Genomic DNA, 20,681 nt, shown 5'->3' on the forward strand with positions numbered 1-20,681 from the left:
CGATGCCGACATCCACCGACGGCTCCCGTGCCTCGGACGGATCGGTCCGGACCGGGTGGCTCGCCCGCGCCGGAGCCGGTTTCGCCGCGACCGCCCTGCTCGTCTGGCGGCGGCTGAAGAAGCAGCCGGTATCCCTGGGCTACGCACTCATCCTGCTCGTCCTCGCACTCACGACGGGCATCCTCCAGGGTCCGCCCCGGTGGGTCAGGCTCTGGTTCGGCACCGGGTACGAGTCGGTCATCGACGGCGGGCACTGGTGGTCTCCGGTCACGAGTGTGTTCCTCGTGGACAACCTCGCGGAGCTTCTGCTCGCGCTCCTCACGACCCTCGTGGTCCTCGGCTATGCGGAGCACCTCCTCGGCAGTGTCCGCACGGTCATCGCCTTCCTGGCCACGGCGATCCTCGGCACCGGGGTCGGTCTCCTGCTCCAGGACGCGGGAGTCGCGAGCGGCGAGATGTGGTCACGGGGCGTCAGCGAGCTCTGGGCTCTCGACCCGTTCACGCCGATCTTCGGCACGATCATGGCGGCGAGCAGCTTCGCCGGTCCGCTCTGGCGCAGACGCATCCGGGTGTTCACCCTCGTGGTCGCCCTCGTGCTCGTGCTCTACTCCGGCCAGCCCTCCGACTTCTACCGCCTTCTCGGGGCCCTCGCGGGTCTCGCGCTCGGGGCCGTCTTCCATCCCCGGCGGATCGACCTGACCTGGCGCCGGAGTTCACATCGTGAGACGCGGACACTGCTTGCCTCCGTACTCGGGATCCTCGCCGTCGGCCCGGTGATCACGATCTTTTCCGGAACCCGGTTCGGCCTGCTCGCGCCGCTCGGGCTCCTGCTCACCCAGGACGTGCCCTCCGTCACCGACGTCGTCGACCGGTGTCTCCTCGGCAACATCACCCGGCAGTGCGTGCACGCGCTGACCCTGGAGCGTGTCGCCGGCGTCGGCCCGGTGCTCGTCTCGCTGCTGCCGCTGCTCACCCTGCTCGTGGCCGCGTTCGGGATCCTGCGGGGGAGACGCTTCGCGGCCTGGCTCGCGATCGTCGTGAACACCGGCATGGCCGTTCTGGGCGCCTGGTACTACGGCCTCCTGCCGATCTCCGGCCAGCCGTACGTCTGGCACTGGCGGTCCTTCCAGTACTTCGAGGTTGCCGTCGTGCTCGTCGTGTCCGTGCTGGTACCGCTCGCGACCGCAGTGCTCATCGCCGTCAACCTGCGGCGCTTTCCCGTGCGCAGCAGACCGGGCAGGCTCCGCCGCTTCTTCCTGACGACCGTGTTCTCGTTCCTGGCCCTCGCGAGCGCGTACGTCATCGGCGGACTCGCCCTCAGCGACCGGTTCACCCCCGCCGTGACCCTGGTCGACCTCGTCAGCGATGTCCCGGAGCGGTTCATTCCCGTCGGATTCCTGCGCCTCGAACGGCTGTCGTTCCTGCCGACCGACTGGGCATCGACGATGCTTTACCAGTGGGTCGGACCGGTGTTCTGGGTGATCGTCATCATCGGTGCGATCCAGTGCATGCGCAGCACCGTCGCCGGCGGCCGGAGCGACGATGCTGCGCGGCTGCGGGCTCTCCTCAGCACGGGAGGCGGCGGTTCCCTCGCGTACATGACCACGTGGGAGGGGAACTCGCTCTGGTTCAACGCATCGGGCTCCACCGCGATCGCGTACCGCGTGGAGACCGGCGTGGCCATCACCACGACGGAGCCGATCGGCCCCGTCGAGGATGCCGCCCGGGCGATCGCCGACTTCGCGATCATGTGCGACGACCATGGCTGGATCCCGGTCTTCTACAGCCTGCACGGCAGCTGGCAGGCGACCTTCGCCCGGATGGGCTGGCAGACCATGGGCATCGGCGAAGAGACCATCCTGAGGCCCCGGACCTGGGACACGACGGGGAAGAAGTGGCAGGACATCCGCTCGTCGATCAACCGGGCGGAACGCGCGGGCGTGCGCGCGGAATGGACCAGCTACCGGGCGCTTCCGGTGCTCGAGAGCGTGCAGATCTCCGAGATTTCCGAGCTCTGGGTGCAGGAGAAGGAACTCCCCGAGCTGGGCTTCACCCTCGGCGGCCTCGACGAGCTCCGCGACCCGGCGGTCCGGCTCATGCTGGCCATTGACGGGAGCGGTGTCGTTCACGCCGTGACCAGCTGGCTCCCGAGCTACCGGGACGGACGGGTGATCGGCTGGACGCTCGATTTCATGCGGCGGCGCCCGGACAGCATGAACGGTGTGATGGAGTTCCTGATCGCGCAGACCGCCCAGCGGATGAGCGAGGAGCCGGAGATCGAATTCCTGAGCCTCTCAGCAGCCCCGCTGGCCCAGACCGGTTCCGGCGACGGAGAGAACCGGGCGTCGAGCCTTGCGTCCCGGTTCATCGACTTCCTCGGGCGCAGCCTCGAGCCCGTCTACGGGTTCCGCTCGCTCCTCGCCTTCAAACGGAAGTTCCAGCCGGAATTCCATCCGCTCTTCATGGCCTACCCGGACCCGGTCGCCCTCCCCGCGATCGGACTCGCACTCGCACGGGCCTATCTGCCGGCACTCTCCGTGCGGGAAGCCCTCGCCTTCGCCAGGGGACTCGCCTGACCCGATCGGAATAGATCCGATCCGATCCTGCGCGAGTACATCGCACGGAGGATTTCGGGTGTTCTCCGGGATGACGTTCTCGGGGAGACCCTGACCCGACGCCCGCGGGGCCGTACGCTGGGAGGATGGTCGAGCCGGGAGTGTCCACGCGTTCCCCACGGTACCGCTGGGTCCGCGACATCCCCCGTCGGTCGCTTGCCCTCGACATCGTCATCGCCGGCCTCTTCTTCCTCATGCTGCTGCTGGTCGATGCGGGCAGCCCCGCGACCGTCCTCGTCCTGGTCGTGCTCACCGCGGCGCTCGCGGTGCGCCGGTTCTCGCCGGCCCTGGCCCTGACCCTCGCGTGGCTGGCCGCGAGCGTGCAGATGCTGGCCGGCGAGCCCGTGCTCGGCGGCGACGTTGCGATCCTGGCCGTGCTCTACGTCACGGCGGCCTATGCCGGACCCGCCACGCGCAGGGCCGGCCTGATCTCGGTCGGCGTCGGCGCCCTGGTCGCGGGGGTCTACCTCGCAGTCGGCCAACGCGGTGTCGGCCACCTCGGCACGGCGATCGCCCAGGGGGACATCGGCGCCCTCGTCTGGTCGACGGCGATGCTGTCCATCGTCAGCCTCGCCGTGCTCGGCCTGTCCTGGACCCTGGGCCTGCTGACCCGCAGCCGGCGGAATGCCAGGGACAGCAGGTTCACCCAATACCGGGCCGTTGAAGAACAACGCGCCGCCCAGCGCGAGGTGGTCGTCGAGCAAGAGCGCAACCGCATCGCCAGGGACATGCACGACGTCGTCGCGCACTCGCTCGCCGTCGTGATCGCCCAGGCCGACGGAGCCCGCTACGCGCGCGCACAGAACCCCGAAGCCGTCGACGAGGCCCTCACCACGATCTCCACCACGGCGCGCGAGGCCCTCGGAGACGTCCGGATCCTGCTCGCCCGGCTGCGCCAGGACGTGGTCACCGGACCACAACCCGTGCTCGCCGACCTCGACCGGCTCGTGGAACAGATGCGCGGCACGGGACTCGACATCGAGTGGACGACGACCGGCGCGCCGGCGATCCTCGGCTCGGGCGCCCAGCTCGCGGTCTACCGGATCGTGCAGGAGGCCCTCACGAACGCCCTCCGGCACGGGGACACCGGTCGTGGGGTGACCCTCCGCCTGGACTGGACCGCTGACTGGGTCGCGGTGACGATCGACAATGCCCTCAGGTTCCCGGTGACGCCCGCCACGGCGGCGGGAACCGGCCACGGCCTGCCCGGCATGCGGGAACGTGCGCTCCTCGCCGGCGGTGCGCTGACCGCCGAGCCCCTGGGCGGATACTTCCGGGTCGCGGCGCACCTGCCGGCCATCACGGTCAACGCGGCCGTGCTCCCCGCACGGGCACCGGGCGTGCGCGCATGAGCGAGGTCGCGGCGGCGGATGCCCCGCGCATCCGCGTCGCCCTCGTCGACGACCAGGCGCTGTTCCGTGCCGGGATCCGGATGCTGGTGTCCTCGCAGCCGGACCTCGAATTCGTCGGAGAAGCGGGCAGCGGCTCCGCCGGCGTCGCCATGGCCTCGGCGGTCGGGCCGGACGTGATCCTGATGGACATCCGGATGCCGGGAATGGACGGCATCGACGCCACGATCGCCATCGTCGCCGCGGCAGAGTCGGCAGGGTCACCGCCTCCCCGCATCATCGTCCTCACGACCTTCGAACTCGACGAGAGCGCGAGCCGGGCGATCCGCGGCGGGGCGAGCGGTTTCCTGCTCAAGGATGCGGATCCGGAGTTCCTGCTGGCCGCGATCCGGACGGTGCACGCCGGCAACGCCGTCATCGCCGCGTCGGCGACCCGGGAACTCTTCGCCCACTTCGACACGCCCGCCCCCGCGCTCCCCGTGGAGCCGGAAGCCTTCGGAGCCCTGACCAGCCGCGAGCGCGACATCTTCGCCCTCGCCGCGCTGGGCCTCAGCAACGCCGAGATCGCGGCGCGGGAATTCCTCAGCGAGGCCACCGTCAAGACGCACATCAGCCGGATCCTGTCGAAGCTCATCCTTCGCGACCGGGTGCAGCTCGTCGTGTACGCCTTCCAGCACGGCCTCACGGAGTAGCCGGAAGGATGACCCGGTCCGGCCGGTAATCATCCCCTGGGCGTCCCGGATGCCCCTGCCGCCCGACGCGGAGGGGGGAGCGCGATTCCTACCGTTGAGACATGGAAATCACATCGACCGAACTCGGCCTCGCGGCCAGAGTCACCCACCTCAGCAAGACCTACGGGTCGGCCACCACCTCGGTGACGGCGCTCGACGACGTGTCCATCGGCATCCGTCGCGGCCAGTTCACGGCGATCATGGGGCCGAGCGGCTCCGGCAAGTCCACCCTGATGCACATCATGGCCGGGCTGGACGAGGCCAGCACCGGACGCGCATGGCTCGGTGACACCGAGATCACCGGCCTGAATGATTCTGACCTGACGGTGCTGCGCTGCCGGCGGATCGGCTTCATCTTCCAGTCGTTCAACCTCGTCCCGACCCTGGACGTGCGGGGCAACATCACTCTGCCGTTCGCCCTCGACGGACGGCGGCCGGATACGGCGGAGAAGGACTGGATCGACCAGCTCACCGACTCCCTCGGTCTGGGCGACCGGCTCCGGCACCGTCCGCACGAATTATCCGGTGGCCAGCAACAGCGGGTGGCCATCGCGCGCGCCCTGGCCACCCGGCCTGAGCTGGTCTTCGCCGACGAACCCACGGGGAACCTCGACTCGCGGAGTGGGCGCGAAGTGCTCACCCTGCTCAAGGCGGCGAGCACCGGCTATGGCCAGAGCATCGCCATGGTCACCCACGATCCCATCGCGGCCAGCTTCGCCGACCGCATCCTGTTTCTCGCGGACGGCAAGGTCGTCGAGGACCGGGAACGGTCCACCGCGGAAGAGATCTCCGGCATCATGCTCGGCATGGAGCAGCACGCATGAGCGGCAGCGAAACCGCCAGCGCCACCGGCCACGCCGGCCGTGGGGCAAGCCTGCTCGTGGCTGCGCTCGCCTCGGCATTCGGGGTCGTGCTCCTGGAAGCGACGAGCGTGCTCGCCACGGTCATCACCGGAAATGATCTGTCCCGGCTGTCCGCGGTCCGGGCCGCACTGTCGATCGTCGCATTCCTGTTCATCACGATCGCCGTCTACGTGAGTGCGATCGTGACCACGAACACGGTGGCGACCGTCATCGCCGGTCGAACCCGCACGATCGCGCTCATGCGTCTGATCGGGTCGAGTGCTGGCGACCAGCGCCGCGCCGTGGCCCTCGACGGGCTCAGGGTGGGGTCCATCGGGGCCGTCACGGGTGCCGCCGCCGGCATCCTGCTGAGCTTCGCCGGGGTGCGGCTTGCCTTCGCCGCCGGGCTCCTCCCCGATCTCGGCTACCGCCTCATCGAGCCCTTGCTCGCGTTGCCCGTCGTGATCGTCGTGCTGTCCACCTGGTGTGCGGCGTGGGTCGGATCCCGCCGGGTGCTCGCCGTCAGCCCGATGCAGGCCGTCGGCGCGGCACAGGAGCGCTCGCTCGAGGAGTCCACCAGGCGCCCGGTCCGCAACGTGTTCGCGATCGTGCTGATGGCCACAGGCGTTTTGTTCCTCGCCGGGGGAGTGTGGGTCGGGCAGGTCACCGAATACGGTGTCCTGCTCGGACTCGTCGGCGGGCTGCTCTCGTTCACCGGCCTTGTGCTCGGGTCGCACCTGATCATGCCCCCGATGCTGAGCCTGGTCGGTGCGATCCTGGGCGGCAGCGCGTCGGCCAGACTGGCCGTCGCCAATGCCAGGCAGCACCCGGAGCGTTCCGCCCGCACCACCATCGGACTTGTCATCGGGGTGACGCTCATCACCATGTTCGCAGTCGCAGGCTCGACCTTCGAAACGATGATGCAGCCGATGATGGACGACCCGGCTTACCGCGCGGCCATCTCGGAGACCCTGTCGACCAGCCTTGCCGTGATCTCGGTGCTCGTCGGCTTCAGCGCCCTGATCGCCGCGATCGGCATGGTCAATAACCTGGCGCTGAGCGTGCTGCAGCGCTCCCGCGAGATCGGCTTGCTCCGGGCCCTCGGCTTCACCGGAAGACAGGTGCGCGGGATGATCCTCGCCGAGAGCGTGCAGATGACCGTCGCGGCCGTCGCGCTCGGCCTCGTGCTCGGAGTCGCATACGGCTGGGCGGCGGCGCAATCGCTGTTCGGCTCCGTCACGCATGCGGGCCTGGTGGCGCCGTCGATTCCCTGGGTGCTTGTCGCCCTGTGCGTGGCCGGCACCGCCGTTCTCGCCGTCGGCGCGACGATCCTCCCCACCCGTCGGGCGGTGTCCATACCGCCGGTCGCGGCCCTCGCCGCCGCTTGAGGCCGGTGCTGCAGAGACGGATGTCGCGCGCGCGTCGCGCGTGCGGCATCCGTCGTCTGTCGGTTGAGGCTTCTTTCAGGATGCCGGCCGGAATCGGTGTTAGCATTCCCTTGTGTTGTTCGGTCAGCTCCTCCTTCGCTGCCGCGACGAGTCCTAATCTGAGGCCTCCCTCGTCGCGGCGTTTGTTGTTGGCTATCCCAACCCCAGCGAGGAGTTCACGACCATGAGAAACAACCAGTCCGCATCGACGATGCCGATCCACAAGTACCGTCCGTACCACGAGCAGTTCGCGGTCGACCTGCCCGATCGCACCTGGCCCTCGAAGCACATCGAGGTCGCGCCGCGCTGGTGCGCCGTCGACCTGCGCGACGGCAACCAGGCGCTGATCGACCCGATGAGCCCGGAGCGCAAGCGCATCATGTTCGACATGCTCGTGCGCATGGGCTACAAGGAGATCGAGGTCGGCTTCCCCTCGGCGAGCCAGACCGACTTCGACTTCGTGCGGAGCCTCATCGACGAGGACGCCATCCCGGACGACGTCACGATCCAGGTGCTCACCCAGGCCAGGGAACACCTGATCCGGCGCACCTACGAATCGATCTCCGGCGCCAAGCAGGCCATCGTGCACCTCTACAACTCGACGAGCGTGCTGCAGCGCGAGGTGGTGTTCCGCGAGGACAAGCAGGGCATCATCGACATCGCCCTCTTCGGCGCACGCACCTGCCGCGCGCTCGAAGCGACCGTTCCCGGCACGACGATCTACTACGAGTACTCCCCGGAGAGCTACACCGGCACCGAGCTCGAGTTCGCCGTGGATGTCTGCAACCAGGTCATCGCTGTCCTCGAGCCGACCCCGGAGCGGAAGGTCATCATCAACCTTCCCGCGACCGTCGAAATGGCCACCCCCAACGTCTACGCGGACTCGATCGAGTGGATGTCCCGGCACCTCGACCAGCGTGAGAACCTCCTGATCTCTCTGCACCCGCACAACGACCGCGGCACCGCGATCGCGGCGGCGGAGCTCGGCTACCTCGCCGGCGCAGACCGGATCGAAGGCTGCCTCTTCGGCAACGGCGAACGGACCGGCAACGTCGACCTCGTCGCCCTGGGCATCAACCTGTTCACCCAGGGCATCGACCCGCAGATCGACTTCGGCAACATCGACGAGGTCAAGCGCACCGCCGAATACTGCAACCAGTTGCCCGTTCCCGAACGCAGCCCCTGGGCAGGCGACCTCGTCTTCACCGCCTTCAGCGGCTCGCACCAGGACGCCATCAAGAAGGGCTTCGAAGCCATGGCGGCCGATGCCGCAGAGCAGGGCCGGTCCGTCGACGAACTCCAGTGGGCGGTTCCCTACCTGCCCGTCGACCCGAAGGACCTCGGCCGCAGCTATGAAGCCGTGATCCGGGTCAACTCGCAGTCCGGCAAGGGCGGCGTGGCCTACCTGCTCAAGACCGACCACTCCCTCGACCTGCCCCGCAAACTCCAGATCGAGTTCTCCGGGGTCGTCCAGTCCAAGACGGACGCCGAGGGCGGCGAGGTCACGAGCGAACAGATCTGGGACATCTTCAACGACGAGTACCTGCCGAGCTCCAGCGGGCACCCCGACGACAAGTGGGGCCGGTTCGAACTGTTCTCCACGCGGACCTCGAGCGACCTGGGCGGCCGCGTCGACCTCACCGTCGACCTTCGGGACGACGACGGGGTCGCGCGCGTCGAGGGCGCAGGCAACGGTCCGATCGCGGCGTTCCTCGGCATCATGGCCGAGCGCGGCATCGCGATCACCCTCTACGACTACGTCGAACACGCCATGTCCGCCGGCGGCGACGCCCTGGCCGCGTCCTACGTCGAACTCGACGTCAACGGGCGACGCTATTGGGGCGTCGGCATTGATGCCGACATCTCGACGGCCTCGCTGAAGGCCGTCGTCTCTGCGGTCAACCGCGGCATCCGTGCGGCGGCGGGCGACCTCGCCCTGGCAGGTGTTCCGGCCTAGGAACCGGCTCGACCAGGGGAAGACGACCGCCTTCCTGAGGATGCCGATCCGCGGGGATACACATCGGGGCGATCCGCCGCACGGCGGATCGCCCCGATGTGGATCTCGAATATGCGTGGGCTTCGGTCAGGCGCGGCTCTCGCCGGTGTGCCGACCGCGCCGGCTCGCAGAGGCCACGAGCCGCGAACGGCGTGCGGTCAACCGCGCACGCGCATCCGGGCGGGACGGGCGTCAGCTCCTCGCGCGTCGTCCGCGAGCACGACCGACTCGGACGGAGTCTCGACCGGCTCGACCGGAGCGAGCACTCGAGTGGCGTCCTCGATCACCCCGGAGAGCAACTCGAACAGCCGGTCATCGGGATTCGGGGTGCATGCTTCCGCAATGCCTTGGACCGATACCCGGATGATCGTCTCCGCGGTGCGATCGGTGAACTTGGTGCGCGACCACGCTCCCATCGAGGCGATGAACTCGCGGGCCCACCGTTCCGTCTCCGGCGCCGTGTCGAACGCCGTGCGGATGCGTGCCGCGAGGCCGTCGGGCAACTCGCCGTCGAGCCCTTCCAGCTGGCGTTCACAATTGAGGATCCCGACCGCGAGTGCGCGCTGGTGATCCGCACTGCTCACCGGAAGCGCCGCGGTCGCGGCCCTGACCGCGATCAGCAGCCGAACCCGGGGGTTGTCGCCCGTGAGGCCGATGACGGACGGGATCAGGGGGACCAGACGGGTACGTGAACTGTCCGAAGTGCAGTCGTTGACCATGCGGGCGAGCGAGGCGACCAGTGGGTGCGTGCACGCCGGATGGTCACTCCAGGCCTCGCCTGCGAGGTAGGACGCGAACTCCATGAAGCAGGCTCCGGAGCGCGGCGTGCGGTGTTTGCCGCGGGACAGGACCGGCATCAGGCTGGGTACCGGCATCGGATCGGGCGAGTTGCCCTTCAGCATATTCATGGATCCTCCAGACAGGTGAGTTCTTCTCACTAGTGTCGCCCCGCGCGCCCACAAATGCGAGAGGGAATCCCCGCCGATTTCAGCCCCTCCGAGGGGAGGCCGAGGGGAGGCGGGAGGGGCGGGAGTGTCAGTCGTGGGTGCGACGGCGGCGGAGCGTTGCGGGGCGCACGCGACGCCGCCAGCGCGGCCAGCTGCCGATCGCACGCTGTTCCGGCAGGCTCCAGCCGTATCGTGCCGCGAGGATCCGCATGACCGTGGTCACGATCACACAGGTGATCGCGGCGATCGTGATGTCCACGTGCAGCTCGAAAAGCACGACGAGAAGGGCGCTGCCGAATCCGGCGGCCATGGCGTAGAACGAACCGACGTGCATGACCGCGATCGGGACATTGAGCATCATGTCGCGGAGTGCCGAGCCGCCGACCGCCGTGATGACCCCCACGAACAGGGACGGAATCTCCGGGAGGCCTTGCGCGAGCGCCTTGCTCGTCCCGAGGGCGGCGAAGAGGCCGATCGTCACGGCGTCCAGTCCGACGATGAACGGGCCGAGGCGGTTGAAGAGGCTCTGCAGCAGCATGCCCAGAAGGGCGGATCCGCCCGCGATCGGAAGGTACCAGTTGCTCTGCAGGGCAGCGGGCACTCCGCCGAGCAGGATGTCGCGCAGGAGTCCTCCGCCGAGGCCGACAGTGACGCCGATGATGGCGATGCCGAGCAGGTCGAATCGGCGATCCTTGAACCGTCCGGCGAACATCGCCCCCTGGATCGCGCCGATCGCAACGGCAGTCAGGTCGATCCAGAGCGGGATCGTGAACAGGGTGGGAGGCACCCTCCAATGAAACCACCCGCCGCAGGGTTTCCTGACCGTCGACTCGTCGTGTGCGGACGTGTGCGGGCGGGAAACGGTACGACCGGCGAGTCGGACGGAACCGGACCCGCAACGCCCGCTCGGGTGGGAGAATAGGACGTGCCTGTTTACCGTGATGAAGCCGTCGTGCTGCGCACCCACAAACTGGGTGAAGCCGACCGGATCGTCACCATGCTCACCCGCCAGCACGGCAAGGTGCGTGCCGTCGCCAAGGGCGTCCGCCGCACGGCCTCCAAGTTCGGGGCCCGGCTCGAGCCGTTCATGGTCGCGGACGTGCAGCTCTACGAGGGCCGCAGTCTCGACATCGTCACCCAGGCGGAGTCGATCGGCTCGTACGGCGCCCTGATCTCCGGTGACTACGCCAGCTATACGGCGGCGAGTGCCATGGTCGAGACCGCGGACAAGCTCACGGAGGCCGAAGGGTCCCTACAGCAGTACCTGCTCCTGGTCGGGGCGCTGCGCTCGCTGTCCCGGAAGGAACACGGCGCGAGCCTGACGCTCGACTCCTACCTGCTGCGTGCCCTGTCGATGGCCGGCTGGGCGCCGAGTTTCCAGGGCTGCGCGCGCTGCGGCGCGATCGGCGAGCACTCCGCCCTCGTCGTCCAGGTCGGCGGAATCGTCTGCGACGACTGCGCCGCCCCCGGTTCGCCCCGGCTCGACAAGGCGACCATCCTGCTCCTCGGCTCCCTGCTCGCCGGGGACTGGGACCAGGCCGAATCCATGCCAGAGCAGACCAGGAACCAGGCCAACGGAGTCGTCGCCGCGTATACGCAGTGGCACCTCGGCCGGGGCCTCCGATCCTTGGAGCACGTCAGCCGATGACCCCGAAGCCCAGCTCGCTGAACCCGTTCGCCCCGAAGCCGTTCACGCACAAGGACGCGGTGCCGTTCCGGCCGCTCGACTGGACCGGCCAGTACCCGCCGGCACTCCCTGCGAAGGTCGTGCCCGAGCACGTCGCGATCGTCATGGACGGCAACGGCCGCTGGGCGAACGCCCGGGGGCTCCCGCGCGTCGAAGGCCACAAGGCCGGCGAGGCCGCGCTCCTCGACGTGGTCGCCGGCGCCATCCAGATCGGCGTCAAGCACCTGAGCGTGTACGCCTTCTCGACCGAGAACTGGAAACGTTCCCCTGACGAGGTCCGCTTCCTGATGGGCTTCAACCGCGACGTGCTGCACCGGCGCCGCGACCAGCTCAACGACTGGGGCGTGCGCGTGCACTGGGCGGGCCGCAAGCCGCGACTGTGGGCATCCGTCATCAACGAACTGCAATACGCCGAGCGTCTCACCGCGGGAAACACCGGGCTCACCCTGACGATGTGTGTCAACTACGGCGGCCGCACCGAGATCACGGATGCCGTCCGCGCGCTGGCCGAGGATGTCGCCGCGGGCCGGTTGAAGCCCTCCGGCATCACCGAAAAGGCGATCCAGCGCCAGCTCTACACGGCAGACCTCCCGGACGTCGACCTCTTCGTGCGGAGCTCGGGGGAGCAGCGCACGAGCAACTTCCTGCTCTGGCAGAGCGCGTACGCCGAGATGGTCTTCCTCGATACCCTCTGGCCGGACTTCGGCAGGGCGGAACTGTGGCACGCCATCGAGCTCTACGCCGCCCGCAATCGCCGCTACGGCGGGGCCGTCGACACCCCGAGCGCCTGACACCTCCCTGAGGTGTCGCGAATCGACGTTCGTTTATCGTCGATATGCGCCACCTCACGGGACCTGCGGGAATAGACCGGGGGAGCCGCGGCTTGGATCGGGTGTGAGCGAAACTATCAAGGTCGACATCTGGTCAGACGTGCAGTGCCCCTGGTGCTACATCGGCAAGCGCAAGTTCGAGGCGGGGGCTGCCCTCTTCGACGGGGACGTCGAGGTCGAGTACCACAGCTTCGAACTGGCCCCCGATACCCCGGTTGACTTCGCCGGCAGCCCGGTCGACTACCTGAGTGAGCGCAAGGGTCTCCCCGTCGCCCAGGTCACCGAGATGCTCGCCCGGGTCACCGGCATCGCCGAGAGCGTCGGCCTGCACTACGACTACGACTCCGTGCACCAGACCAACACCGTCATCTCCCACGAGCTGCTGCACTACGCTAAGGCGCACGGCCGCCAGCTCGACATGAAGGAACGCCTGCTCAAGGCCTACTTCGTCGATGGAAGGCACGTCGGTCGCATCGAGGACCTCGCGGACCTCGCTGCCGAGATCGGGCTCGACCGGGCGGATGTCGTCCGCGCGTTGACCGCGCACGACTACCTCGCAGACGTGAAGGCCGACGTCGCCCAGGCGAACGCCTACGGCATCCAGGGCGTCCCGTTCTTCGTGATCGACGGAAAATACGGCATCTCGGGGGCGCAGGAACCCGAGGCCTTCGCCGGTGCCCTCCGCCAGGCCCAGGCCGACCAGGACGAGGCCGGAGCGGCTACCCCGGCATCGGCAGAGAACCGCTGATGGCCGATCCCATCGTCGTCCCCGCTGCTTCCGTTTCCACAGCCGTTCCGGCACCCGGCGTCACCCCCTTCATTCAGCTCCTCGGCCAGACGGGCGCCGGGAGCTGCGAGGGCGATTCCTGCGGAATCTAGGCCTCGATCGGCACAGGACGCTGGCACGGGTCAGCACCGCCCCCCGCATCTGGGAGAATTGACCCAATGACTCCTGCACTCACGGCTTCGCGCACGGACCCTGCGGCGGTCCCCGCGCTGCGGATCGGCCCGCTCACACTCGACGTGCCCGTCGTCCTCGCACCGATGGCCGGCATCACCAACACCGCGTTCCGCAGGCTCTGCCGGGAATTCGGGGCCGGCCTCTATGTCAGCGAGATGATCACCTCACGCGCCCTCGTCGAGCGCACTCCCGGTTCGATGCGACTGATCGACCACCACGAGAGCGAGACGACCCGCTCCATCCAGCTGTACGGCGTCGACCCGAAAACTATCGGCGAGGCCGTCACCATGCTCGTCTCCGAGGATCGTGCAGACCACATCGACCTCAACTTCGGCTGCCCGGTCCCCAAGGTGACCCGCAAGGGCGGCGGTGCGGCGCTGCCGTGGAAGCTCGGTCTGTTCCGGAGCATCGTCGAAGCCGCCGTGAACGCGGCAGGGGCCGTTCCGGTCACGATCAAGATGCGCAAGGGCATCGACTCCGACCACCTCACCTACCTCGAGGCGGCCAGGGCCGCGGAAGGCGCGGGCGTCTCGGCCATCGCCCTGCACGCGCGCACGGCCTCCGACTACTACTCCGGCCAGGCCGACTGGTCGGCCATCGCCACCCTCAAGCAGGCGATCACCAGCATCCCCGTGCTCGGCAACGGCGACATCTGGTCCGCGCAGGACGCGGTTCGGATGGTCGCCGAGACCGGCTGCGACGGCGTCGTCGTCGGCCGCGGCTGCCTCGGCCGACCGTGGCTGTTCGGCGACCTCGCCGCGGCCTTCGGTCCCGCGGAGGGCACCGGCGCCGCGCTCATCCAGCCGAACCTCGGAGTCGTGGCCGACACCTTCCGTCGGCACACGGAGCTGCTCACCGAGTTCTTCGACAGCGAAGAACGCGCGTGCCGCGACGTGCGCAAGCACGTCGCCTGGTACTTCAAGGGCTACTCGGTCGGCGGCGAACTGAGGGCGAGCCTCGCCTCCGTCGTCTCCCTCGCCCAGCTCGACGACCTGCTCGGCACCCTCGACCCGACCCAGGAATACCCGGGCATCGGTGCGGAGGGTCCGCGCGGCCGGGCAGGCAGCCCGAAGAAGACCAGCCTGCCCGAGCATTGGCTCGAGTCGCAGGAACTCGTCGGCTCCGAACGCGCCAGGCTCACCGAGGGCGAAGGGGACACCAGCGGTGGCTAACCAATCGGGGTACACGAGCTTCGACGAGGAACGCTACTTCCCGGAGGAACACAGCTCACGGCGCAGCGACTTCGCGCGCGACCGCGCCCGGCTGCTGCACTCGAGCGCCCTCCGCCGCCTGGCGGCCAAGACCCAGGTGCTGAGTCCGACCGCGGGGCTCGACTTCGCCAGGAACCGGCTCACCCATTCCCTCGAGGTCGCCCAGATCGGTCGTGAACTCGCCCAGCGTCTCGGCCTCGACCCCGACGTCGTCGACACGGCCTGCCTCGCCCACGACATCGGGCATCCTCCCTTCGGTCACAACGGCGAGAAGGCACTCAACGCCTGGTCCCTCGACATCGGCGGGTTCGAAGGCAACGCCCAGACGTTGCGCCTGCTCACCCGCCTCGAGCCGAAGGTCTTCGGACCGGATGGCCACAGCTACGGACTCAACCTCACCCGGGCGAGCCTCGACGCGAGCTGCAAGTACCCGTGGCCCGCCGGGGAATCCGTGTCCGACCCGAGCGGACGCGCCAAGTTCGGCTACTACCCGGACGACCTGCCCGCCTTCGAATGGATGCGCACCGGTGCGCCAGACCGGATGCTGTGCATCGAAGCCGAGGTCATGGACCTCTCCGACGACATCGCATACTCCGTGCACGATTTCGAGGACGCCGTCGTCAACGGCTACCTCGACCTCGCCGCCCTGAACGGCCGCGCGAGCACCGAACTCGTCTCGTCGATGCACGCCTGGATCGGCGGAGCCGTCTCCCACGCTGACCTCGCTGCGGCATACGATCGCCTCGGCGCCCTCGACTCGTGGCTGCGCGGCTGGACGGCAGGCCGCCGCGACCAGGGCAGGCTGAAGAACCTGACGAGCCAGCTCATCGGCCGGTTCTCCGGAGCGGCCGTGTACGCCACCCGCCAGGCCTACCCGGCCGACCGCATCGCGCGGTTCGGCGCCCACGTCGTGGTGCCGCCGAATGTCGCAGCCGAGATCGCCGTGCTCAAGGGCGTCGTCGCGGCCTTCGTCATGTCGAAGAACACCCGGCAGCCGATCTACCAGCAGCAGCGCCAGGTGCTGACCCTGCTCGCCGACCGGCTGCTCGCCACCGGAGACGAACACCTCGACGCCGGCTCGAAGGAAGACTTCCACGCCGCCGCGGACGATGCCGCCCGCAAGCGGGTCGTCGTCGACCAGGTCGCGAGCCTCACCGACCAGTCCGCGCTCGCCTGGTACGAGCGCCTCATCCAGAACTGAGCCTGTGCAGAACCCGGCCCGTGCCGAAGTCGGACGTGCGGCGGGATAACATTCAGCTATGGCAGGCCTGATTCGACAAAGCGACATTGAAGAGGTCAAGGCCCGAACCAATATCGCCGATATCGTCGGCGACTACGTCAGCCTCAAGTCGGCAGGCGTCGGCTCCCTGAAGGGGTTGTGCCCCTTCCACGACGAACGCACCCCGAGCTTCCACGTGCGCCCGCAGGTCGGCTTCTACCACTGCTTCGGCTGCGGCGAGAGCGGCGACGTCTACTCCTTCCTGCAGAAGATGGACCACGTCACCTTCAGCGAGGCCGTCGAACGGCTCGCGGGCCGGGTGGGCCTCGAACTGCACTACGAGGGCGGCGGGGCCGATGCGCCGGACCACACCAACCGGGCCCGCCTCTACGCGGCCAACCAGGCCGCAGCCGAGTTCTTCGTCGAGCAACTCGGCAGTGCCGGTGCCGCCGTCGGTCGTACGTTCCTCGGCGAACGCGGCTTCGACGCGCACGCCGCGACCCGGTTCGGGATCGGCTTCGCACCGAAGAGCTGGGACGAACTCACCAGACACCTGCGTGGCCGCGGCTACTCCGACGAGGAGCTGACCCTCGCCGGACTGGTCTCCAGCCGGGAAGGTTCCAGCGGCATCTACGACCGCTTCCGCGGCCGGCTGGTCTGGCCCATCCGCGACATCACCGGGCAGACCATCGGCTTCGGGGCGCGCAAGCTCCTCGACGACGACAAGGGCCCGAAGTACCTCAACACGCCGGAAACCCCGATCTACCACAAGGCCCAGGTGCTCTACGGCCTCGACCTCGCCAAGCGCGATATCTCCCGCAGCCACCAGGTCGTCGTCGTCGAGGGCTACACCGACGTGATGGCGTGCCATCTGGCCGGGGTGACGACCGCGGTCGCGACCTGCGGCACGTCGTTCGGCGTCGACCACATCAAGGTGCTCCGCCGGGTCCTCGGCGACGACAGCGGCGTGGGCGAGGTCGTCTTCACCTTCGACCCGGATGCCGCGGGCCAGAAGGCCGCCGTCCGCGCGTTCAGCGAGGAGCAGCGCTTCTCCGCGCAGACCTTCGTCGCCGTCGCCCCAGACGGTTTCGACCCCTGCGACCTCCGCCTGCACAAGGGCGACGGGGCCGTGCAACGGCTGATCGAATCGAAGAAGCCGATGTTCGAGTTCATGATCCGGCAGCTCCTGTCCCAGTACAACCTCGAGACCGTCGAAGGACGTGTCTCCGCCCTGCGGGCGGCAGCCCCGCTCGTGAGCGACATTCGCGACCCCGCCCTCCGGCCCGGGTATACCCACGAGCTAGCCCGCATGCTCGGCATGGAGCTCGGCGAGGTCGGCCGGGCCGTCTCGGCCGCGCTCACCCGCTCACGCACCGCACCGGGGACATCCGCCACCGGCCGAGGCGGCGAGAGCGACGAGCCCGTGCGCGAACGCCCCTTCTCGATGGTCGAACTGCCCACGGACCCGATCACCCGACTGGAACGCGACGGGCTGATGGCCATGCTCCAGCGTCCGGCCCTCGTCGGCGTCGAACTGCTGCAACGGGCCGTGCAGACCGCTTTCGCCCATCAGTCCCTCGCCGTCGTTCGCGACGCCATCGCCGCGAACCTGGACACCCTCTCGGCACCCGACTGGATCGAGCGCGTGGTCGCGGACGTGCCGCTTCCCCTGCAGAACCTGGTCACCGACCTGGCGATGGCGCCGCTCCCCGAGCGCACCGAACGCGAGGTCGAACGATACGTGCGCGACATCACCATCGCCCTCATCGATCGGGACTTCCTCCGCCAGAAGGCCGAGTTGCTCGGCCGCCTGCAACGCGCGGACCCCACCGACCGGGTGCCGTACACGGCACTGCAACGCGAACTCATGCGCGTCGAACTCGAGCGGCGCAACCTGCGGGACGAGTAACTGAGGAGACCTCGCGTGTTGCAGGTAGGTAAATATTCTGGCGAGAATTCGGGCAAACTGCGTTTTTCGTGATATTCCTTTCGATACAGCAATGCAGAGGTGCGGCTCCCTCGCATGCCGCCTCTGCCGCATTTCGAGAGAAAGAGGCTCACGCACATGGCATATTCACCCACCAGGCGCACCAGGCTGATCGGGGGACTGGCGCTCGTCGCCGCTTCCGCGCTCGTCCTCGCCGGCTGCTCGGCAGGCGGCACCACCGCGACCGCCGGGGGCACCCTCCTGATCGGCACGACCGACAAGGTCACGACCCTTGACCCGGCCGGCTCGTACGACAACGGCTCCTTCGCCGTGATGAACCAGGTCTTCCCGTTCCTGATGAACAGCGCATACGGCACCGCCGACGTGACGCCGGACATCGCGAGCAAGGCCGAGTTCACGAGCCCGACCGAATACACGGTCACGCTCAAGCCCGACCTCGTCTTCGCGAACGGCCACAAGCTCACGTCCTCCGACGTGAAGTTCAGCTTCGACCGCCAGCTGAAAATCAAGGACGCCAACGGCCCGTCGACCCTGCTCTACAACCTCGACAGCGTCAAGGCCGTCGACGACACCACCGTTGTCTTCACCCTCAAGGCCGCGAACGACCAGGTCTTCCCGCAGATCCTGTCGAGCCCCGCCGGTGTCATCGTCGACGAGGAGTCCTTCTCCGCGACCGCGATCACGCCCGACGCCGACATCGTGAAGGCGAACGCCTTCGCCGGCCAGTACGTCATCACGAGCTACGACTTCAACAACCTCATCGGCTACAAGGCCAACAAGGACTACAAGGGCAACCTCGGCCCGGCGAAGACGGATGTCGTCAATGTCAAGTACTACGCCGACGCGTCGAACCTCAAGCTCGACGTGCAGGAAGGCAATATCGACGTCGCCTTCCGCAGCCTGTCCTCGACGGACATCGATGACCTGCGCGGCAACGACAAGGTCAAGGTCGTCGACGGACCCGGTGGAGAGATCCGCTACATCGTCTTCAACTTCGACACCCAGCCGTTCGGCGCCAAGACGCCCGAGGCCGACCCGGCCAAGTCGCTCGCCGTCCGCCAGGCCGTCGCCGACCTCGTCGACCGTGCCGAGATCGCCAAGCAGGTCTACAAGGGCACGTACACGCCGCTCTACTCCTACGTTCCGGCCGGCATGACCGGTGCCACCGAGTCCCTCAAGGGCCTCTACGGCGACGGCAACGGAGGACCAGACAAGGCCAAGGCCAAGGCAACCCTCGAGGCCGCAGGCATCACGAGCCCCGTCGCCCTCAACCTGCAGTACAACACCGACCACTACGGACCCGGCTCGAGCGATGAATACGCGCTCGTCAAGGACCAGCTGGACGCATCCGGCCTCTTCACGGTCAACCTGGCTTCGACGGAGTACGTCACGTACTCCAAGGAGCGCGTGAAGGACGCCTACCCCGCTTACCAGCTCGGCTGGTACCCGGACTACTCGGACGCCGACAACTACCTGACGCCGTTCTTCGCCGATGGCAACTTCGTCGGAAACCACTACAGCGACGCCGCAGTGAACGACCTGATCAAGACCCAGGCCGTCACGACGGACAAGGCCGCCCGCACCAAGCTCATTGAGGAGATCCAGGACAAGGTGGCCGCCCAGCTGTCGACCCTGCCCCTCCTCCAGGGCGCCCAGGTCGCCGTGACCGGTAGCACCGTCACCGGCACCAAAGATACGCTCGACGCATCCTTCAAGTTCCGCTACGCGGCGCTGAAGAAGGGCTAAGTTCGGCTTGTTTCACCAGGTGTAACCGGGGGCATTCAGCCGTGAAGCTGGGTGCCCCTTTCCCATTCTCGATCGATAGGCAGTGATGACAACAGTGGCAGCGCGCCCGACGGCCCCCCAGGTCACCCGGCGCAAACGGACCTCCCCAGGCGGGGGGATCGGTCGCTATATCGCGGTCCGCTTCCTGCTCATCTTCCCGACGATCTTCATCCTCGTCTCCATGGTCTTCTGGCTGATGCGCGCGACCGGCGACCCGATCACGGCCGCCCTCGGCGGCCGCCTCACCGCCGACCAGCTCGCTGAACGCATCCACGCGGCCGGCTACGACCGGCCGATCCTGATCCAGTACTTCGAGTACCTCGGTCAGATCTTCACCGGCAACTTCGGCACCACGATCAGCACGAACAAGCCGGTCGTCGACGTGCTCCTCACTTATGGAGTCGCCACGGCCGAGCTCGCGTTCTACGCACTCGTGGTCGCCTTCATCGTGGGCATTCCACTCGGGATGGTCGCGGCGTACTTCCGTGACAAGGGCCAGGACGCCTCCCTCCGCATCTTCGCGATCCTCTGCTACGCCACTCCGGTCTTCTTCTCCGGCCTGCTGCTGAAACTGGTCTTCTCGGTCTGGTTCAAGGTCCTGCCGGTCGCAGGTCGGGCGACCACCGGATCCGAGCTGCAGATGCAGTTCCTGCCGAACAAGACCGGCATCTACACGATCGACGCGATCATGACGGGCAACCCCGCCGTGCTGATGGACGTGCTCGCCCACGCCGTGCTCCCGGCGATCGCCCTCGGCCTGCTCACCGCCGGCGTCTTCCTCCGGCTCGTGCGCACCAACGTCATCGGCACCCTCGGCACCGACTACGTGGATGCCGCCCGGTCGCGGGGGGTGAGCGAGTTCCGGCTCGTCTCCAAGCACGCATACCGTCCGGCCCTGATCCCGATCATCACCGTGATCGGCCTCCAGATCGCCCTCCTCCTCGGCGGCGCCGTGCTGACCGAGACGACCTTCGAATGGAAGGGCCTCGGCTTCATGCTCTCCGAATTCCTCAAGGCGCGTGACTTCGTCGCCGTGCAGGGCATCGTCGCCCTGCTCGCCGTGATCGTGGCGTTGTCGAACTTCATCGTGGACATCATCGCCGCGATCATCGACCCGAGGGTGAGGTACTGAC

General features: G+C 68.1%; 17 protein-coding genes. 15 read left to right on the forward strand and 2 right to left on the reverse strand.

Going from position 1 to position 20,681, the window contains the following annotated elements:
* The first annotated feature begins 2 nt into the window (after positions 1–2).
* From E3O44_RS05800 to leuA, 6 genes are all read left to right on the forward strand, one after another.
* Positions 3–2,576, forward strand: a complete 2,574-nt coding sequence (locus tag E3O44_RS05800; RefSeq protein WP_134533437.1) for a bifunctional lysylphosphatidylglycerol flippase/synthetase MprF — start codon at positions 3–5, stop codon at positions 2,574–2,576.
* Positions 2,577–2,701: 125 nt separating this feature from the next.
* Positions 2,702–3,967 (forward strand): sensor histidine kinase, encoded by a 1,266-nt coding sequence (locus E3O44_RS05805; protein WP_134533439.1) that lies wholly within the window; start codon positions 2,702–2,704, stop codon positions 3,965–3,967.
* Positions 3,964–4,656 (forward strand): response regulator, encoded by a 693-nt coding sequence (locus E3O44_RS05810; RefSeq protein WP_134533441.1) that lies wholly within the window; start codon positions 3,964–3,966, stop codon positions 4,654–4,656. The genes E3O44_RS05805 and E3O44_RS05810 overlap by 4 nt, the downstream gene beginning before the upstream one ends.
* Positions 4,657–4,757: 101 nt before the next feature.
* Complete coding sequence (locus tag E3O44_RS05815; RefSeq protein WP_134533443.1) at positions 4,758–5,519, forward strand: ABC transporter ATP-binding protein; 762 nt, start codon at positions 4,758–4,760, stop codon at positions 5,517–5,519.
* Positions 5,516–6,925: an ABC transporter permease gene (locus E3O44_RS05820; protein ID WP_134533445.1), complete on the forward strand. Its 1,410-nt coding sequence runs from the start codon at positions 5,516–5,518 to the stop codon at positions 6,923–6,925. The genes E3O44_RS05815 and E3O44_RS05820 overlap by 4 nt, the downstream gene beginning before the upstream one ends.
* A 223-nt stretch (positions 6,926–7,148) precedes the next feature.
* A complete protein-coding gene (gene leuA / locus E3O44_RS05825; RefSeq protein ID WP_134533447.1) occupies positions 7,149–8,921 on the forward strand; it encodes a 2-isopropylmalate synthase in 1,773 nt (590 codons plus the stop codon).
* 197 nt (positions 8,922–9,118) lie between these two features.
* Here the strand turns inward: leuA and E3O44_RS05830 are convergent, their stop codons facing one another.
* Together E3O44_RS05830 and E3O44_RS05835 are read right to left on the reverse strand one after the other, a co-directional pair.
* Positions 9,119–9,868 (reverse strand): hypothetical protein, encoded by a 750-nt coding sequence (locus tag E3O44_RS05830; protein ID WP_134533449.1) that lies wholly within the window; start codon positions 9,866–9,868, stop codon positions 9,119–9,121.
* Between the two features lie 127 nt (positions 9,869–9,995).
* The gene (locus tag E3O44_RS05835; RefSeq protein ID WP_134533450.1) at positions 9,996–10,694 is read right to left on the reverse strand and encodes a trimeric intracellular cation channel family protein; all 699 of its coding nucleotides are present in this window, start codon (positions 10,692–10,694) and stop codon (positions 9,996–9,998) included.
* 138 nt (positions 10,695–10,832) lie between these two features.
* Between E3O44_RS05835 and recO the strand changes: the two genes are divergently transcribed.
* The 9 genes from recO (at position 10,833) to E3O44_RS05875 (ending at position 20,680) form a co-directional block, all read left to right on the forward strand.
* Positions 10,833–11,555 carry a DNA repair protein RecO gene (recO, locus tag E3O44_RS05840; RefSeq protein WP_134533451.1) on the forward strand — a complete coding sequence of 241 codons (723 nt, stop codon included), beginning with the start codon at positions 10,833–10,835 and terminating at the stop codon, positions 11,553–11,555.
* Positions 11,552–12,385: an isoprenyl transferase gene (locus E3O44_RS05845; protein ID WP_134533452.1), complete on the forward strand. Its 834-nt coding sequence runs from the start codon at positions 11,552–11,554 to the stop codon at positions 12,383–12,385. Before recO ends, E3O44_RS05845 begins: the two co-directional genes overlap by 4 nt.
* A 103-nt stretch (positions 12,386–12,488) precedes the next feature.
* Positions 12,489–13,172 carry a DsbA family oxidoreductase gene (locus tag E3O44_RS05850; RefSeq protein WP_134533453.1) on the forward strand — a complete coding sequence of 228 codons (684 nt, stop codon included), beginning with the start codon at positions 12,489–12,491 and terminating at the stop codon, positions 13,170–13,172.
* Positions 13,172–13,303 (forward strand): hypothetical protein, encoded by a 132-nt coding sequence (locus tag E3O44_RS19740; RefSeq protein ID WP_255454343.1) that lies wholly within the window; start codon positions 13,172–13,174, stop codon positions 13,301–13,303. The genes E3O44_RS05850 and E3O44_RS19740 overlap by 1 nt, the downstream gene beginning before the upstream one ends.
* Positions 13,304–13,369: 66 nt before the next feature.
* On the forward strand, positions 13,370–14,557 hold the full coding sequence (gene dusB / locus E3O44_RS05855; RefSeq protein ID WP_134533454.1) for a tRNA dihydrouridine synthase DusB: 1,188 nt from the start codon (positions 13,370–13,372) through the stop codon (positions 14,555–14,557).
* Complete coding sequence (locus E3O44_RS05860) at positions 14,550–15,797, forward strand: deoxyguanosinetriphosphate triphosphohydrolase (RefSeq protein ID WP_134533455.1); 1,248 nt, start codon at positions 14,550–14,552, stop codon at positions 15,795–15,797. The genes dusB and E3O44_RS05860 overlap by 8 nt, the downstream gene beginning before the upstream one ends.
* A gap of 58 nt (positions 15,798–15,855) precedes the next feature.
* Complete coding sequence (gene dnaG, locus E3O44_RS05865) at positions 15,856–17,724, forward strand: DNA primase (RefSeq protein ID WP_134533456.1); 1,869 nt, start codon at positions 15,856–15,858, stop codon at positions 17,722–17,724.
* Positions 17,725–17,880: 156 nt separating this feature from the next.
* Positions 17,881–19,509, forward strand: coding sequence for an ABC transporter substrate-binding protein (locus E3O44_RS05870; protein ID WP_134533457.1), 1,629 nt, complete (start codon positions 17,881–17,883; stop codon positions 19,507–19,509).
* Positions 19,510–19,594: 85 nt separating this feature from the next.
* A complete protein-coding gene (locus tag E3O44_RS05875; RefSeq protein ID WP_134533458.1) occupies positions 19,595–20,680 on the forward strand; it encodes an ABC transporter permease in 1,086 nt (361 codons plus the stop codon).
* Position 20,681 lies beyond the last annotated feature (1 nt).

Source organism: Cryobacterium algoricola (assembly GCF_004402485.1).
In the GTDB taxonomy this organism is placed as follows: domain Bacteria; phylum Actinomycetota; class Actinomycetes; order Actinomycetales; family Microbacteriaceae; genus Cryobacterium; species Cryobacterium algoricola.

Coding starts and splice junctions, on each gene's coding strand:
- E3O44_RS05800 (WP_134533437.1), top strand. CDS start 3: ATGCCGACATCCACCGACGGCTCCCGTGCCTCGGACGGATCGGTCCGG.
- E3O44_RS05820 (WP_134533445.1), top strand. CDS start 5,516: ATGAGCGGCAGCGAAACCGCCAGCGCCACCGGCCACGCCGGCCGTGGG.
- E3O44_RS05810 (WP_134533441.1), top strand. CDS start 3,964: ATGAGCGAGGTCGCGGCGGCGGATGCCCCGCGCATCCGCGTCGCCCTC.
- E3O44_RS05875 (WP_134533458.1), top strand. CDS start 19,595: ATGACAACAGTGGCAGCGCGCCCGACGGCCCCCCAGGTCACCCGGCGC.
- leuA (WP_134533447.1), top strand. CDS start 7,149: ATGAGAAACAACCAGTCCGCATCGACGATGCCGATCCACAAGTACCGT.
- dusB (WP_134533454.1), top strand. CDS start 13,370: ATGACTCCTGCACTCACGGCTTCGCGCACGGACCCTGCGGCGGTCCCC.
- E3O44_RS05815 (WP_134533443.1), top strand. CDS start 4,758: ATGGAAATCACATCGACCGAACTCGGCCTCGCGGCCAGAGTCACCCAC.
- dnaG (WP_134533456.1), top strand. CDS start 15,856: ATGGCAGGCCTGATTCGACAAAGCGACATTGAAGAGGTCAAGGCCCGA.
- E3O44_RS05830 (WP_134533449.1), bottom strand. CDS start 9,868: ATGAATATGCTGAAGGGCAACTCGCCCGATCCGATGCCGGTACCCAGC.
- E3O44_RS05870 (WP_134533457.1), top strand. CDS start 17,881: ATGGCATATTCACCCACCAGGCGCACCAGGCTGATCGGGGGACTGGCG.
- E3O44_RS19740 (WP_255454343.1), top strand. CDS start 13,172: ATGGCCGATCCCATCGTCGTCCCCGCTGCTTCCGTTTCCACAGCCGTT.
- E3O44_RS05845 (WP_134533452.1), top strand. CDS start 11,552: ATGACCCCGAAGCCCAGCTCGCTGAACCCGTTCGCCCCGAAGCCGTTC.
- E3O44_RS05805 (WP_134533439.1), top strand. CDS start 2,702: ATGGTCGAGCCGGGAGTGTCCACGCGTTCCCCACGGTACCGCTGGGTC.